14 protein-coding genes and 1 tRNA gene are annotated in these 14,723 nt (G+C 43.3%); 7 read left to right on the top strand and 8 right to left on the bottom strand.

Going from position 1 to position 14,723, the window contains the following annotated elements; all coding sequences use genetic code 11:
• Positions 1-117 precede the first annotated feature (117 nt).
• Positions 118-1,986 carry a hypothetical protein gene (locus tag QWZ17_RS01685; protein ID WP_290303122.1) on the bottom strand — a complete coding sequence of 623 codons (1,869 nt, stop codon included), beginning with the start codon at positions 1,984-1,986 and terminating at the stop codon, positions 118-120.
• Positions 1,987-2,374: 388 nt separating this feature from the next.
• Here QWZ17_RS01685 and QWZ17_RS01680 point away from each other — a divergent pair, with 388 nt between their 5' ends.
• The 4 genes from QWZ17_RS01680 (at position 2,375) to QWZ17_RS01665 (ending at position 4,977) form a co-directional block, all read left to right on the top strand.
• Positions 2,375-2,866 (top strand): hypothetical protein, encoded by a 492-nt coding sequence (locus QWZ17_RS01680; protein ID WP_290303121.1) that lies wholly within the window; start codon positions 2,375-2,377, stop codon positions 2,864-2,866.
• 201 nt (positions 2,867-3,067) lie between these two features.
• A complete protein-coding gene (locus tag QWZ17_RS01675) occupies positions 3,068-3,517 on the top strand; it encodes a hypothetical protein (protein ID WP_290303120.1) in 450 nt (149 codons plus the stop codon).
• The gene (locus tag QWZ17_RS01670; RefSeq protein WP_290303119.1) at positions 3,493-4,275 is read left to right on the top strand and encodes a sensor histidine kinase; all 783 of its coding nucleotides are present in this window, start codon (positions 3,493-3,495) and stop codon (positions 4,273-4,275) included. Before QWZ17_RS01675 ends, QWZ17_RS01670 begins: the two co-directional genes overlap by 25 nt.
• A gap of 45 nt (positions 4,276-4,320) precedes the next feature.
• On the top strand, positions 4,321-4,977 hold the full coding sequence (locus QWZ17_RS01665) for a response regulator transcription factor (protein WP_290303118.1): 657 nt from the start codon (positions 4,321-4,323) through the stop codon (positions 4,975-4,977).
• A gap of 7 nt (positions 4,978-4,984) precedes the next feature.
• Here QWZ17_RS01665 and QWZ17_RS01660 read toward each other — a convergent pair whose 3' ends face one another.
• Positions 4,985-5,881 carry an AraC family transcriptional regulator gene (locus QWZ17_RS01660; protein ID WP_290303117.1) on the bottom strand — a complete coding sequence of 299 codons (897 nt, stop codon included), beginning with the start codon at positions 5,879-5,881 and terminating at the stop codon, positions 4,985-4,987.
• 124 nt (positions 5,882-6,005) lie between these two features.
• On the opposite strand from QWZ17_RS01660, the gene QWZ17_RS01655 reads away from it, so the two are divergent.
• Positions 6,006-6,827: a phytanoyl-CoA dioxygenase family protein gene (locus QWZ17_RS01655; protein ID WP_290303116.1), complete on the top strand. Its 822-nt coding sequence runs from the start codon at positions 6,006-6,008 to the stop codon at positions 6,825-6,827.
• 438 nt (positions 6,828-7,265) lie between these two features.
• Here the strand turns inward: QWZ17_RS01655 and QWZ17_RS01650 are convergent, their stop codons facing one another.
• From QWZ17_RS01650 to QWZ17_RS01625, 6 genes are read right to left on the bottom strand one after another with little or no spacing between them, the layout of a single operon-like run.
• On the bottom strand, positions 7,266-8,255 hold the full coding sequence (locus tag QWZ17_RS01650) for an L-histidine N(alpha)-methyltransferase (RefSeq protein WP_290303115.1): 990 nt from the start codon (positions 8,253-8,255) through the stop codon (positions 7,266-7,268).
• 24 nt (positions 8,256-8,279) lie between these two features.
• Positions 8,280-9,428, bottom strand: coding sequence for an ergothioneine biosynthesis protein EgtB (egtB, locus tag QWZ17_RS01645; protein ID WP_290303114.1), 1,149 nt, complete (start codon positions 9,426-9,428; stop codon positions 8,280-8,282).
• Between the two features lie 4 nt (positions 9,429-9,432).
• Positions 9,433-11,004 (bottom strand): ABC transporter permease/substrate-binding protein, encoded by a 1,572-nt coding sequence (locus QWZ17_RS01640; RefSeq protein WP_290303113.1) that lies wholly within the window; start codon positions 11,002-11,004, stop codon positions 9,433-9,435.
• Positions 10,997-11,959, bottom strand: a complete 963-nt coding sequence (locus QWZ17_RS01635) for an ABC transporter ATP-binding protein (protein ID WP_290303112.1) — start codon at positions 11,957-11,959, stop codon at positions 10,997-10,999. The genes QWZ17_RS01640 and QWZ17_RS01635 overlap by 8 nt, the downstream gene beginning before the upstream one ends.
• 9 nt (positions 11,960-11,968) lie before the next feature.
• Positions 11,969-13,354: a mercuric reductase gene (locus QWZ17_RS01630; protein WP_290303111.1), complete on the bottom strand. Its 1,386-nt coding sequence runs from the start codon at positions 13,352-13,354 to the stop codon at positions 11,969-11,971.
• Positions 13,355-13,356: 2 nt separating this feature from the next.
• Positions 13,357-13,638, bottom strand: coding sequence for a DUF427 domain-containing protein (locus QWZ17_RS01625; protein WP_290303110.1), 282 nt, complete (start codon positions 13,636-13,638; stop codon positions 13,357-13,359).
• Between the two features lie 199 nt (positions 13,639-13,837).
• Here QWZ17_RS01625 and QWZ17_RS01620 point away from each other — a divergent pair.
• Both QWZ17_RS01620 and QWZ17_RS01615 read left to right on the top strand, forming a co-directional pair.
• Positions 13,838-13,909: transfer RNA gene (locus QWZ17_RS01620), tRNA-Glu, on the top strand.
• A 344-nt stretch (positions 13,910-14,253) separates the two neighbouring features.
• Complete coding sequence (locus QWZ17_RS01615; protein ID WP_290303109.1) at positions 14,254-14,658, top strand: DoxX family protein; 405 nt, start codon at positions 14,254-14,256, stop codon at positions 14,656-14,658.
• The last annotated feature ends 65 nt before the right edge of the window (positions 14,659-14,723 follow it).

Here is a 14,723-nt window from a genome sequence, read left to right as displayed (position 1 = left end):
GTTTTTGATTTGTATATTTAAAAGAAATTGGCCTGTCAGTAATTCTGACAGGCCGATTTCTTTTTAAAGTCTCCCCTTCAGGGGAGATTTAGAGGGGCTTTTGGCCTCTTCTCCCCCCTATTTGCAAAATATAACCTGGTTAGTTTTAACCTGGTCGTTGTATTCGCCGGTGGTTAGTTTGCGTTGGGTATTTAGTGTTAAACTGTAAGCGCATGATGGCCATGGGGTACTGTAGGGCGGAGTTAAAATATAAGGCGCCGGCGCGGTTAGGTCCAGAATATAACCTGCTCCCCTTGCCGAGCTTACCGGGGCCATGCTATTACTCTCCGACGGTAAGCCGGATACGCTGCCGATAGCGTTTGACCAGATCCCCACATTCCAGGCATTGATCAGTTCATGGTCTACCGTAAAATCAACATGAGCTTGTGTTTTTACAGGTGTACAGCCACTGCCTCCGTTGGCAAACAATTCTTCCAGTTTAAGCAGGCTAACTTCGTTCCAGTTGTTTACATATATTTTGCCGATAAGCGATTGGGTGTTAAGGTGGGTAGATGCAGGGTTTGCGGGATCATCGGTAGTTTGAAATTGTATGTATAACATTTGGCCATTTTTCTGATTTGGTCCGGTTACAAAATGCCCGGCGGTTGACCCCACGCTGGCGTCACCGCCGCCGATGATGGTGTTGGTGTTCAGGTAAAATAACGAGCCGTAAAAGCCATTATCCAAAGCCGGCTGATCAACCCTCACCCATCCGTTGGCATCGGGGTGCAGTACATGATCCGGGATAGGATTAGGGAAATTATCTGCCGGTACGCTATCGGCTACAGAGGCCGGCTGGTTAATATCTATCACCACATCCTGAAACGCGGTTGTGCCGTTCCAGGTAATTTGCCGGGTAGCAACTTTAAGGGCGGTACCTTCCATTTGCGCGGTAGTAACCGGGTTAAAGGTTACATTATCTAACGAGTATAAAAAGCGATAATATAGAGCGCTCGCAGGTGCTGTAGGCACTTTTTTGGTTGCATAGCCGCCAAGCTTTACCGAGCCAAAAAAGCCGAAACCAGTGCCGCCGGCTCCAAATTTAGTAAGTAATGTTTTGCCGCCGGCGTCAATATCTGAGGTAATGCTGAAATTACCTACCGAGGTAAACCAGGGCACATCATGGGTATAAATGCCACCATCTTTAATACACAATTTTACACAAAAACAGTTATGGGCGTTATGCCTGTCGGTTTGCCGACCGCGAGTACGATCTTCCTGTAGCAGTACGGTGCCCGATGATGATTCAACCCTGAAATAATAATCGGGGCCGGCGGGCCACTCTACATTTAAAAACGGCGAAAGCAGTGTTTGTCTGAAATTGGCGCCAGGATAAACGATAATAAATTTGCCGTTGCCATCGGTGTAAGCGTTACCCAATGAGTCATCCTGGATCAGGTCGACATCATAGGCAAAAACCTTTACGCCCGCAATCGGTTTTTTGGTTTCGCAATCGGCCACAATGCCGCAAACCACCCAGATATCTAACAAGGTTAAGATGCGGCAAAACCATTTGGAATCTATTTTATATTCAAAAAAGGCAAGGTACCCGCCGTTTTCGTTTTGTTTGTACAGGGGTTGCAATGTGGTAATATGAAATTGCAGCGACAGGTCTTTTTTGGGTGCCGGCGGCCCAACTTTAACTGGCGTGTTGCCGCAATACCAATCCACATCTAAAGCCCCGCCATCGTAGCCGGCTTTTTCGTCGATGCTGATCACAAAGTCGCCGTTATCCTGCAGGCGCGCTTCGGCAAGCAGCGATTTTTCTTTTTCCTTCAGTTCGGCATCGCTCACCTGGTGAAACGTTTGTTTGGCATCGGCCACGGCAAGGCGGGTTTCGTTGGCCCTATCAAATGGTTTATAAATTTTTACGGAAGTGCCCGATACTGGAATTTCACAATCAGAACATAGCAAACCACGCAGGTTGCCTTTAATAATGTAGCTCATAGGTTTTTGATTTATAATTTTTTGCCTACTCTTTGAAAATGGATTTTTGGCATTCTCCATAACAGTTTGCCACACAGGTATTTGACGTGCTGTTTTGTTATGTCAAAGGTTTACTTAAAAAGGGGGCTAAGCAACGGGGCTACTACTGTTTTATAGCTTGTAGTTGTACGCGAATAAAAACGTACTACTACAGATTCGCTTGCGTAGAAATACGCGAAATACACCCGGTGAAAAAAACATGAATAATTATTATGCACTATAAATGAGCTTGTTATAAAAAACGAATGACATTTTGAGTTTTTATAAAACTTTTTACCCTGTTGAAATAACAACATATTAGTCTTAGTTTTAGCCAACTAATTCCTAACCCTCTACATTAAACTCAAACATGGAAACTAAACCAACACGAAGCGCTGATCCGATCACCGGAGATGAAGGTGCCGCCATCGATCTTGAACTTGCCGCCGCCTGGACAAAAAACCACCGCCACCGCCACCCAAACGGTGTAGTATCGCAATTTTTCGGACAAAAAATTTTAAAAACCATATTAGCGCAGGATGGCTGTTTGGGCATCCGTATTTATTACGCCAATAAACAACACCTTACCGGTTGGCAAAAATTTTGGGTATCAGTTGGTAATTTCTTTATTAGTGTAGTAGCCAATGCCGACGGCGAAAAACGTTTTGTAATTACCGGAGTAGCTGCCAGCGGGCACGACCAATTGCCGGGAGATGCTAAACCAGAAGTTGCCGCCGTTTCAACAGAGGTACGCACTTTTAGCATGGTGGCCCCGACTGATGGCTCGGATAACATTGTTGGTAATCAATCACATCCTTGTCCAGGCTCCGAAGGCTGTCCTAAAAATGTGTTATCAAGCTAAGCGATAGTACTGCCTCCAATGTCATTAGCACTTACATTAGATATAGCTTCTTCGGCTTCGGGATTTTTACCTGTTCTTGCCGCTCTTGTAAATTATAAGCGGCTTGACAAAGTATTAAAGATTTCGGCATTATATTTTCTCATATCCTGCACTTTTGATCCTATTACGTGGCTAATGGCTAAAAATGGGACAAAGAATAACATGCCTATATTTCATTTAAATGTTTTGGTATCGTTGTTCTTTTTCACGCTTATCTATTACTACCTTTTTCACAAGCCGGTTTTAAAAAAGGTTACCGTTGCTATAGCAGGTATAACGCTTGCGCTAATGTTATACTTTAATAACAATATCTATGAGTATCCTACAGTTTCAAATACTTCTTTAAGCATATCTTTAATTATATTGTCGCTGATTTACTTTTACCAACTTTTAAATCCTTTAAAGTATGTAGAAATTGAAAAACAGGGCTTGTTTTGGATAAATGCCGGGGTGCTTTTTTATTCATCGGTAAATATATTTTTATTTATGCTGCTCACGCAAATCCCTGTGGATGACCGCCCCAACTATTATATCATTAACAGCATAACCAATATTATCGCTAACATACTATTTTCAGTAGGACTACTTTGCAAGCCCCAGAAAACAACCTGATCCCGGTACTTATTATAGGTACATTGGTGGTAGTGGTATTAATCACCTGCCTGTTTTTCTTTGTGATTATTTACCAGCGTAAAATGATCCGTAACCAGGTGGAGCTGCGCACTTTGCACGATGCCCGCCAAAGCGATCTGATGGCTGCTGTTTTTGAAACGCAGGAAAGCGAACGCAAACGCCTGGCCGAAGACTTACATGATAGTGTAGGCCAGGTGTTATCGGCCATTAAACTTAACCTGCACCGGCTGGATAAAAACTTTGGGGGCGATACCAATCAGCCCCTGCTGGCCGATACCCGCAAACTTACCGATGAATGCATCCAGGAGATCCGCAATATTATCCACAACGTTTTGCCCCCTGTACTTACCGATTATGGCTTACTGGTGGCCATTGAAGCCCTGGGTAACAAGGTGGAACAATCTACCCACATCAAGGTGAAGTTTAGTAAAAATATGGCCGATAGGCGTTTTGCTCCCGATATTGAAGTAACTCTTTACCGCATAGCCCAGGAACTTTTTGGTAATGCCATTAAACACTCTGATGCCACTGTTATACATTTTGCCATTAAAAAGGAAGATGATTTTATGGTACTTGAGTTTAAGGATAATGGTGTTGGCTTTAACCTGGGCGATGTAAAACAAGGCTTCGGCATCAAAAACCTGGAGAGCCGCGTGCAGCTTATAAACGGGCAGATTAGTATTTACAGCAAACCTTCAAATGGTACGCTCACTACGATAAAATTAAAAATAGTATAGTTTTGCAGCATTAAAAACTATCTTTATTCAACTATTTGTTAATCAATGGGTAAAATTACGTTAGGCATAGTAGATGACCATAAAATTTTCAGGAACGGTTTAAAAGCCACCTTAGAAGATTGCGAAGACTTTGACCTGATATTAGAGGCATCAAACGGCAAAGAATTAATGGGGTTGTTAACTACCAAAACCCCCGATGTTTTGCTGATGGATATAAAAATGCCCGAGATGGACGGCATACAAACCGCCAACTTTGTACATCAGCATTATAAAAAGATCAAAATACTGGCCTTATCCATGTTTAACGAGGATAAGTATATTGTTGATATGATGAAAGCCGGCGCATCTGGCTACCTGCTTAAAAACGCCGAACCCGAAGAGATTATTGAGGCTGTTTCAACCGTGCATAGTAAGGGATTTTATTTTAATGAGCACCTATCCATTACCCTTATTAAACAACTGGTAGGTAATGACCATGCCGAAAGTATAGCGCAAAATAAAGCCGATTTAAACGAACGCGAAATTGAAGTACTAAAATTGGTTTGCCAGGAATGCTCAAACCAGGAAATTGCTGATAAAATTTTTCTGAGCGTGCGCACCGTTGAGGGTTACCGTGCCCGCCTGTTTGAAAAAACAGGATCGAAAAATTTAGTTGGCCTGGTAATTTATGCTATCAAACGCGGTATTATTAATGTAACCTAAGCTTCTTTTAAGCCGATAATTTCTTGGGGGCGCTTGTAATATTGCGCATAAACCGTTTGCGGTAATTAAGCGGGCTCAGGTTCATTTTGGCCTTAAACATTTTATAAAAATGCGATACATCGCCAAAGCCGCTTTCGTACGATATTTCTGATATTGGCTTATCGGTTTGTACCAACTGTTGTATGGCGTAATTAAGGCGGTACTCAATAATGGTTTCCATGAATGTTTTGCGGGTTACTTTTTTAAAGTATTTGCAAAAAGCATTGGTGGTCATGTTGGCTATGCCGGCGGCGGTATCTAAGGATACCTGTTTTCTGAAGTTTTCTACCAGGTAAGCAAATACCGGGTTAATGCGCTCACGCTCGGCCGATGAACGTTCGGCCACAATACGGTGCTGATCCAGCAGGATATACTCATCAGACGAAGCCATGCATTGTAACACCTCCAATAAGCCAATCAGTATTTTAAAGTTATTTTTTTCTTCAACCAGGTTAAGCAAAAGCCGCTTTACCTCTGCCTGGGTATCTGAGTGGAAGGATACGCCACAGCCACTTTTTTGAAAAAGGTTTTTGATCTGCAATAATTCAGATCGGTTAAAAAAATCGCTGCCTAAAAAAGCGTCATTAAACTGGATGACTATAGCGCTTGCCTGACCGGCCGGAATTTCGCCTGCCTCCAATTTCCAGCAGTGCGGCAAATTAGGGCCAAGTAATACCACATCACCACTCGCAAAATCCTCCATGTGGCTGCCAACATAGCGTTTGCCACTGCCTTTTATAATACACGTCAGCTCATACTCCTCATGGAAATGATAAGGGGCATCAAATGCCAGTTTATCAAATTTCCTTACCAGGAACGATTGACTGTTTGAGGGCTGAAGAATTTCGTACGAGGCCTTTATCATTGCATATTTTAGCGTAAATATTATTTTATGTTAAATTACGGATAAAATAACCCATAAATATACCATTCATTTCATTTTTTAACAGATAAAGTTAAACTTACTTTGAATATAAACTAAAAAAATTATGAATACACAGGTTTCTGAGCTGCTACCGCTTGATGATCTTGTAAAATTATCCCCCCAAACCATTCATGAGTTTAGTGAAAAAGGACACGTTTTAGTTAAAAATATACTTTCAAAAGCCGAAATTGAAGCTTACCGGCCGGTTATTGTTGGCGCTGCCGATAAATACAACACCGAGAAACGCAAACTGGAGGACAGGGATACCTACGGAAAAGCGTTTTTACAGATCATGAACCTTTGGCAGGTTGATGCCGATGTTAAGCAATATGTTTTTGCCAAACGTATGGCAAAAATTGCTGCCGACCTGATGGGCGTTGAAAACGTAAGGCTATATCATGACCAGGCTTTATTTAAAGAAGCCGGCGGCGGCCCTACCCCATGGCATCAGGACCAATATTACTGGCCCATTGATACCCATAACACGGTAACCATGTGGATGCCATTAATTGATATTGACGTTGATATGGGGATGTTAACATTTGCATCAAACTCATACAACAATGGCGCGGTGTTTAACCACGAAATTTCTGATGAGTCGGAATCATTGTTTGATGATTACGTGAAAGAAAAAGGTTTTGCGATAAGCCGCGCCAAAACCATGAATGCCGGCGATGCCACCTTTCATCGCGGTTTTACCATACACAATGCGCCGGGCAACAACTCCGATAAAATACGCGAAGTAATGACCATTATTTACATTGCCGATGGTGCCCGCATCACCCCATATAAAAACGACTGGCAAAAAAACGACCATCATAAATGGCTCATGGGCAAACCCATTGGCGAGCTGATAGACTCTGAGCTGAACCCGAGGTTACTATAACAGGTTTAGGGATTTTTGACGTGCAAATTTCAGATTTCAAATGTGCAGATGAATAAAAATCTTGTTATAACACCGCCATTATAAGTGGCTATCAAGAAAACTCTGGACAAATCGAAATGACGTGATTTATAGAGCCGTCATTGCGAGTTTGTAAATCCAGGGACTCTGAAAGTGAAATGACAACATCAAAAAAATGGGGTCATGCTGAGCCTGTCGAAGCACGCGGGCAAAGGCCTCTGCGCGCAAGTCTTCGACAGGCTCAGACTGACGGCCCTCTTTACTTTTTACAACTTGTCATGGGTAGGTACGAAGCAATCTCTACACAAGCACATCGACCTTGCAAGTTTTACTCTGTATAGTTTGGAGATTGCTTCGTACCTCGTAATGACGATCTTTTTACCGTTTTAAACAGGGTCTTATATAATCCTGCAAATGGCGTTACGCTGCTACCCAAACGGCGTCAACAAACCATTTTTTGCCATCAAAAAATTGGGTTAGGGGCGCAAAACCGGTGTTAATGGCTATCTGATCTGTTTGCATGAGGGTGAATTTTTGCGAGATTTCCATGTAGATGTATTCATCCTTTTGGAAATGTATGTTTTCACTGCCAATTTTTACCTGTTGATCTTCCAGGCTGATGAGGTAACTTTTACAAGCACCGCTTTCGGGATCATAGGTGGGATAATGATCAAATTTGGTAAGGTCAAAATTACCCCCAAGCTCGCGGTTTATCCTTTCAAGCAGGTTGAGGTTAAATCTTTTGGTGATGCCGCCCTTATCATTGTAAGCGGCAAGAACCACTTTGGGGTCTTTTTTAAGGTCCATGCCAATGAGCAGCATATCGCCTTCAGACAAATGATTACGCAACTCGGCGCAAAACTCAATGGCCTCGGGCACGGGCATATTGCCAATATTCGATCCTAAAAATAAAACCACCTTACGCCTCGCCGAAATAGCGGCTGCCTTTTTAAGCATATCAAAGTACTCGCCGTTTAGCCCGGTAATGTTTAATCCCGGCAGGGTAACAGGTAGGGTGATGTTAAGGTACGATATTACGTTTTCGGATATATCTATCGGCAAATAAGTGAAATCGGCTTTTTTGTCTAACAAATCTTTCAGCAGGTAGGTAGATTTGGTGGCGTCACCCGCACCTAACTCAATCAGGTCAAAGGCGTCGCCGCCTGCAATCAGCGCGCCGGTAATTTCGTCGGTACGTTCAGAAAATATTTCCAGCTCGCAATTGGTTGGGTAATACTCATCGCAGTTCATTAAATCCTGGAAAAGCTTATCGCCATTGGCATCGTAAAAATATTTTGAGTTTAATTTTTTAGGATTGCTACGCAAACCCGTGATAACATCATTCAAAAACGATCCGTTTTTGGCGTTTGAGGCCATGTTCAAATCTGTTTGTGTAAAGGTTGAGTCCATTTGTATTCCTGTTTTTTTAATCAATTAACGGGCAAGCCTGATGCCTGTAAACTGCCAGCGTAAATGTGTTTGAAAAAAATTGCGGTAAGTAGCCCGGCTATGCCCCGGCGGGGTAACTTCAGATGCGCCACGCAACACCTTTTGGTTCACCATAAATTTGCCGTTATACTCGCCTATGGCCCCCGGCGCTTTCGCGAAGCCCGGGTAGGGCAGGTACGAGCTTTCGGTCCACTCCCAGCTTTTACCCCAGCTAAACTTTGCCGATGCGGCTTCCCACTCAAACTCGGTAGGCAACCTGAGGCCTTTCCATGAGGCGTAGGCATAAGCTTCAAAATAGCTGACATGGCAAACCGGCTCATTCAAATTAACTTGCTGTAAGCCATGATAAGTGTAATTGTGCCATTCGCTATCTATCAGATGCCAGTAAAGCGGTGCTTCAACTTTGTTGGTGTTTACCCAATCCCAGCCTTCGGCGTGCCAGTGCCTGAAATCGTGATAGCCACCGCTGTTTATAAATTCCAGGTATTCGGCATTGGTAACCAGGTTTGGGTTAATCTCATAGGCGTTTAAATAGACTTTATGGCGATTGAGTTCATTATCGAAACAAAACCCATCGCCCTCAAAACCTATCTCATAAATACCTTCTTTAATCTCGATAAACTCAGTATCAACCTCCTCTACCTTAGGCGAAACATAGTCTTCAGAATACGCAGGGAACAGCGGGTTATGCCCCAATATATATTTAATATCGGTTAGTAAAAGTTCCTGGTGTTGTTCTTCGTGGTTAAACCCTAAAATAAGTAACTCCTTAACATCGGCAGGTGGTTCTTCGCACAGGAATTTAGCCATCGCTTCATCAACATAGGCGCGGTATTTATAAATATCGGCAACGGTTGGTCGGCTCAAATTGCCCCTATCGGTACGGATAACCCGGTTACCTACGGTTTCGTAGTAACTGTTAAAAACGTAGTTGTAGTTTGGGTTAAACTCCTGGTAACCCATAAAATAGGGCTTTAAAATAAAGGTTTCAAAAAACCAGGTAACGTGCCCTATATGCCACTTGGGCGGACTAACATCCACCACTGGTTGCACCACATAATCTTCGGTTTGCAGCGGAGCGCAGATCTGCTCTGTTCGCCGGCGAACTTTTTTATAACAATCGGCTAAATCCATTGAATTATTTACTATTCAAATATCGTTTAAGGTTAGAAATTGTTTTAATATTTAAACTTTTAGCCTGCCCCCTTCTCATCATCAACGCGTAGGCATTGTTAAAACCAATGGGTTTTAGCCATTTTACCTGGTAGCGTTTTTCAAATTCCTGCTGCACATAGTTGTAGGTACTATCCTTGCTTTTGGTTACCTCGGCCACTGTTTTTGGCGATGCCTGTAGTATGGCCAATAAACCTGTCCCGGTATATTCGGGATAAAAATCTATCTGATCATTGGTTAAAGCGTCGAAACAAATTTTGGTGCCACCCAGGCCTGTTTTTGTTGCCACATCATAATTGGTATTACCTTTAATAAGCATACTGTACATATTGGCCAGGATGTATTGCTCGCCAAATATTTTTGAACCGATGCGAATGATGCCGGCACTCCCCTCGCGGGATGGTTTATAAAGTTTATTTGCCACCAGAAAATCTTTTGCAACACGTTCCGGCGTTTGGTGAAGGTAGTCAGTCCGGTAATTTAAATCGGTCATCACGGAATCATTTATTTTGCCCGATAGCAGGTTTAGCGTTTTCTCCAGGTCGGGATATTTTTTCAGTGATTCCTCGCGGATGATCGGCGCGGCGTAATAGGGCGGGAAGATTCCTTTATCATCATCTAAAACCACCAAATCATAAGCTTTTAAGCGTCCGTCTGTCGAGTAACCGCTGATTACGTCCAATTGCTTTTCAAAGGCGGCTTTGTACATTACGGCGTCGCTGATTACGATGGTGTGGATTTTTAAACCGTATTTACTTTCCAGGCCCAGGTTACCATCCTGCCGCCCCATAAACTCGGGAGTAAAACCAGCGGTAAGTTTGCCACCATAGGCCGAGGGTATAAAATAAAGCGAGGATAACACTACCAATAAAACGGGCAGGGCGTAGCTTGTTTTCTTAATTTTTTTAAAGTTGAGCTTTTGCACTAACGATAACAGGAAATCAAAAATAATAGCCAGCAATGCCGCCGGGATTGCCCCCGCCAGGATCATGTTGGTATTGTTTAAAGATATCCCACCGAAAATAAACTCGCCTAAGCCACCTGCAGCAATGTAGGAGGCTAAAGTTGCCACACCAACGTTAATAACCGTAGCCGTGCGGATACCGGCCAAAATTACGGGCATAGCCAGCGGCAGTTCAACTTTGAATAATACCTGCCACTTATTCATTCCCATAGCCACAGCGGCCTCCTTTACGGCCCCATCAACCCCGGTAATGCCCGTATAGGTGTTGCGGATAATGGGCAGCAACGCGTAAAGCAACAAAGCCACTATAGCCGGTTTGGCACCAATGCCCAACACCGGGATCATAAAACCCAGTAAAGCGATGCTTGGGATGGTTTGCAGCACGCCGGCGATGCCCAAAACCGGGCCGGATAGTTTTACCTTGCGGGTAATAAAAATGCCAAGGGGCAGGCCAATAAGCACCGCTATAAAAAGAGATATAAAAGTAAGCCCGATGTGCTGCAGGGTTTGCACCGCCAGTTTATCGGCCTGCTGGCCCATAAACTCAAACAGGGTTTGCTGATGCTCATTCATGGCCCTGCTTGTTTTTAAATTGATAAAAGGCAGCCATCAATTGCTCAAAGCTTGCCGTTTTTTCAGCATCGCCATCTTTTTTGATATCAATAGTTTCGGCTTTGCCAAACCTGAAATTTTCTAATGTCGACCACAAATCTGTATCGGCATGCAGGGCAGCTGTTTCAGTTTTTTTATGCTGATGGGGTAGCAGTTCCCAAAGGTCTGTGAGCTTAACAGCTTTAAACTCCAGTTGCAGGCGCTGGTCCTTCAAAAAATCTTCCACAAATTTATTGGCTGGATTAAAAAGCAGTTCAGTTGGGCTGCCCGATTGGATGATCTTGCCCTTATCCATCAAACATATCCTATCGCCTAATTCAAAAGCCTCCTGCACATCGTGGGTAACCATAATGATGGTTTTTCGTTTCAGCTCATCGAGCGCTTTAAACTCTTTGTGAATGTTTGACCGCGTAACGTTATCCAGCGCGCCAAAAGGCTCATCCATCAGTAAAACGGGAGGGTCGGATACCAAAGCCCTGGCCAGCCCAATGCGCTGCTGCTGGCCGCCGCTTAACTCTTTGGGGTAAACATGCAGATAGCTTTTATCAAGATGCAGCTTTTCCAATAGTTCGGCGGTGCGATTTTCAGTTTTCTTTTTATCCCACTTCAACAATTGCGGTACAATGGCAATGTTTTCGGCCACGGTATAATGGGGGAACAAGCCGTTGTTTTGTAACACGTACCCAATGCCACGGCGCAAAACCTCGGGCTGTTGCTCCAGTATGTTTTTTTTGTTAATGTAGATAGTTCCTGCCGATGACTCAATAAGCCGGTTGATCATTTTTAAGGTAGTGGTTTTGCCACAGCCGCTGGTGCCCAGCAAAATCATGTTTTCATGCTCCTGTACCTCAAAGGAAATGGCATCAACCGCTTTAACCTTACCAAAATGTTTGCTTACACCATCAACTTTTATCATGCGGTAAAATTAATCTTCCAGGCCCAGGAAAAGGTTGTTTAATGATTCTGCATACAAGGGGTGCGCGAAGGTAAAATAGCGAATCTGCTCATAAGTGATGCCGCCCTCCATAGCCATTTGTAATACCGTCATGATTTCGCCGCCTTCCGGACCAAGCACCGTAGCGCCCAGTATTTTTTTTGATTTAGGGTCAACAATGGCTTTCATAAAACCGCGTGTATCACCGGTTTCAATAGCGCGGGCCACGTGGGCCATCGGGAGCTTAGCTACTTTATATTCGATACCAAGTTTTTTTGCCTCATTTTCATCAATGCCTACCCGGCCCAATTGCGGATCGGTAAACATGCAATATGGAACCTGCCTGTCTTTGATATCCAGGTTTTGCTTTTGGATGAGGTTGCGGTAAACAATGGTGTAATCGTTGTAGGAGATATGCGTAAATGCCGGTCCGCCTTTTACATCGCCCAAGGCATAAATCCCTTTTACGTTGGTTTCCAGTTTATCATTAACCACAATATGGCCTTTATCGTCGGTTTTAACGCCGGCTTTTTCAAGGGCCAGATCTTTAGTTTGCGGGGTACGGCCAACAGCTACCAACACGTGGCTGCATTTTATCTTTTGCTCCTCGCCTTTAACATCAAGGGTAACGGTTATTTTGCCACCTGCTTTTTGTTTAAACCTGGTAGCGTGCGCGTTGGTGAGTATTTTAATCTGTTCGGCCTCCAGGATGTTTTGCATTTCTACAGAAACATCCTCATCTTCTTTAGATACAATATGTGCCGACCTCTCAACAATAGTCACCTTGCTGCCGAAGCGGCGAAACATCTGCCCAAACTCCAGCCCTATGTAATTTCCGCCGAGCACCAGTAAATGCTCGGGCACGTAATCCAGTTCTAAAATACTGGTCGAGTCGAGGTATTTGATAGTATCCAGGCCCTCAATTTTGGGGATAAACGGTTTAGCACCGGTATTTAAAAAAATCAGATCGGCCTGGATATTTGATTTTTTGCCGTTTTTAAGTTTTACCGAAACGGTTTTATCGCCAACAAAACTGGCCTCGCCAAAAACAACATCCAGCCCTTTTGTTTTTTCGGCCGCATGCTGACCGCCAATGCGCGATTGCATCACAATATCTTCCTTGCGCTTTTTGATCGTGGCCATGTTAACGCTAAACCGATTAACCGGCACGCCTAAATCGATACTTTTGCCGACCATGTATGCCGCCTTGGCCGATGCCACCCAGGTTTTGGTAGGCGTGCAGCCATCGTTTACGCAGGTGCCGCCATAAAAACGCTTTTCAATAATCACCGTTTTTAGGCCGGCCAATGCCAGCTTTTTAGCCAAAGGCGCCCCCGCCTGCCCCGAACCAATAATAATGGCATCGTATTTTTTCATGTTTAGTCGGTTATTTTAACGCCTTTCCAAAAAGCCACATAGTTGGTAATGTTTGTTGCCGCCTCTTTGGGTTGCGGATAGTACCATGCCGCGTCGGGATTGGTTTTACCATCAACATTAAGAGTGTAGTACGATGCTAAACCTTTCCATGGGCAGGTGGTGTGCGTGTTAGTATTTTCCAGGTATTCGGCTTTTACGCTTTCTATTGGAAAATAATGGTTGTTTTCAACTACAATAGTGTCATTGCTTTCGGCAATAACCTGGTTATTCCAGATTGCTTTCATAAGAGATAAATGATTTTACGATAAAGATAGCTTTAACAAGTGCAGATTTACAATGTAAATTGTGCTATTTTGTTTGGTAAATGAAAATATCTTATTCATTATCAGCGCCAAATAAAATTATTTTAAATTTTATTTTTATTTATCCGTTAAAGCGCTATCTTTGCAATCCCAAAACAAGGGAAAATAAATAAAAAAAGACGGCCCGTTCGTCTAGGGGTTAGGACAGGAGATTTTCATTCTTCAAACAGGGGTTCGATTCCCCTACGGGCTACTAAAAACGCTGATTTCATACAAGAGATCGGCGTTTTTTGCGTAATGGGTCGCGCAATAGGTAAAATTTAGGATCAAGCAGAATTCTTGTGGGGGAATAAAAAAAGTGTTTGATTTGTGCTCAGATACTAATCCGATATTATTTTGCCCAACGTCTACGAAACATCTGTTCGTTTAATCTTACCAGAGGGGCTTTAAAATACTTCCCCCGCAACAAAGCTAACCAACTCCCGCCTCCAATTGTCTAAACCGCCCGCCATATTGCCCGGTTGGCATTTAAACCGCTCTGTTTTTGGTGAGATCAGCTGCATTTTTGAATCAACAAACAACAAAAACACAGAAATCATGAACTCAAAAACAACAAAAACAATCTTCTGGATCGGCGCGGCATTAACTTCATTATGGTTTGGCACCAGCGGCTTTTGTGAACTTACTACCAACAAAATTGTATGGGATATCACCCTTAAATTGGGCTACCCCGCTTACTTCATTTATGTATTGGGTGTTGCCAAATTATCGGGCATTACGGTTCTTTTAATCCCCAACAAATTGCTTAGGCTAAAGGAATGGGTATTTGCAGGTGTATTTTTTGATATCATCTTCGCCTTTTTCTCCAAACTCATTGTGATTGGCGCGGCGGCCACTGTAGACGCTGTTATCGCTTTTAGCATCGTGACAGTAACCTACATCATGTTCAGAAAAGTTTATCCGGCCAATTATTCAGCTACAACTGCCGCTGTTAAAAACTAACCGGACTTGTAGGTTTTCAATACCGGTACATCCACACAATATTTCCCGCCGTCTGAATTTAAAAT

It is taken from the genome of Mucilaginibacter flavus (assembly GCF_030409315.1).
In the GTDB taxonomy this organism is placed as follows: Bacteria; Bacteroidota; Bacteroidia; order Sphingobacteriales; family Sphingobacteriaceae; genus Mucilaginibacter; species Mucilaginibacter flavus.
The sequence above is the reverse complement of the archived record's forward strand: the minus strand, read 5'-3'. Positions and strand labels throughout refer to the sequence as shown.

What these genes read in the sequence shown, in the direction of transcription:
- QWZ17_RS01680 (WP_290303121.1), top strand. Translation starts at nt 2,375, where the DNA reads ATGGAAACTAAACCAACACGAAGCGCTGATCCGATCACCGGAGATGAA.
- QWZ17_RS01675 (WP_290303120.1), top strand. Translation starts at nt 3,068, where the DNA reads ATGCCTATATTTCATTTAAATGTTTTGGTATCGTTGTTCTTTTTCACG.
- QWZ17_RS01655 (WP_290303116.1), top strand. Translation starts at nt 6,006, where the DNA reads ATGAATACACAGGTTTCTGAGCTGCTACCGCTTGATGATCTTGTAAAA.
- QWZ17_RS01640 (WP_290303113.1), bottom strand. Translation starts at nt 11,004, where the DNA reads ATGAATGAGCATCAGCAAACCCTGTTTGAGTTTATGGGCCAGCAGGCC.
- QWZ17_RS01660 (WP_290303117.1), bottom strand. Translation starts at nt 5,881, where the DNA reads ATGATAAAGGCCTCGTACGAAATTCTTCAGCCCTCAAACAGTCAATCG.
- QWZ17_RS01625 (WP_290303110.1), bottom strand. Translation starts at nt 13,638, where the DNA reads ATGAAAGCAATCTGGAATAACCAGGTTATTGCCGAAAGCAATGACACT.
- QWZ17_RS01685 (WP_290303122.1), bottom strand. Translation starts at nt 1,986, where the DNA reads ATGAGCTACATTATTAAAGGCAACCTGCGTGGTTTGCTATGTTCTGAT.
- QWZ17_RS01635 (WP_290303112.1), bottom strand. Translation starts at nt 11,959, where the DNA reads ATGATAAAAGTTGATGGTGTAAGCAAACATTTTGGTAAGGTTAAAGCG.
- QWZ17_RS01630 (WP_290303111.1), bottom strand. Translation starts at nt 13,354, where the DNA reads ATGAAAAAATACGATGCCATTATTATTGGTTCGGGGCAGGCGGGGGCG.
- egtB (WP_290303114.1), bottom strand. Translation starts at nt 9,428, where the DNA reads ATGGATTTAGCCGATTGTTATAAAAAAGTTCGCCGGCGAACAGAGCAG.
- QWZ17_RS01615 (WP_290303109.1), top strand. Translation starts at nt 14,254, where the DNA reads ATGAACTCAAAAACAACAAAAACAATCTTCTGGATCGGCGCGGCATTA.
- QWZ17_RS01650 (WP_290303115.1), bottom strand. Translation starts at nt 8,255, where the DNA reads ATGGACTCAACCTTTACACAAACAGATTTGAACATGGCCTCAAACGCC.
- QWZ17_RS01665 (WP_290303118.1), top strand. Translation starts at nt 4,321, where the DNA reads ATGGGTAAAATTACGTTAGGCATAGTAGATGACCATAAAATTTTCAGG.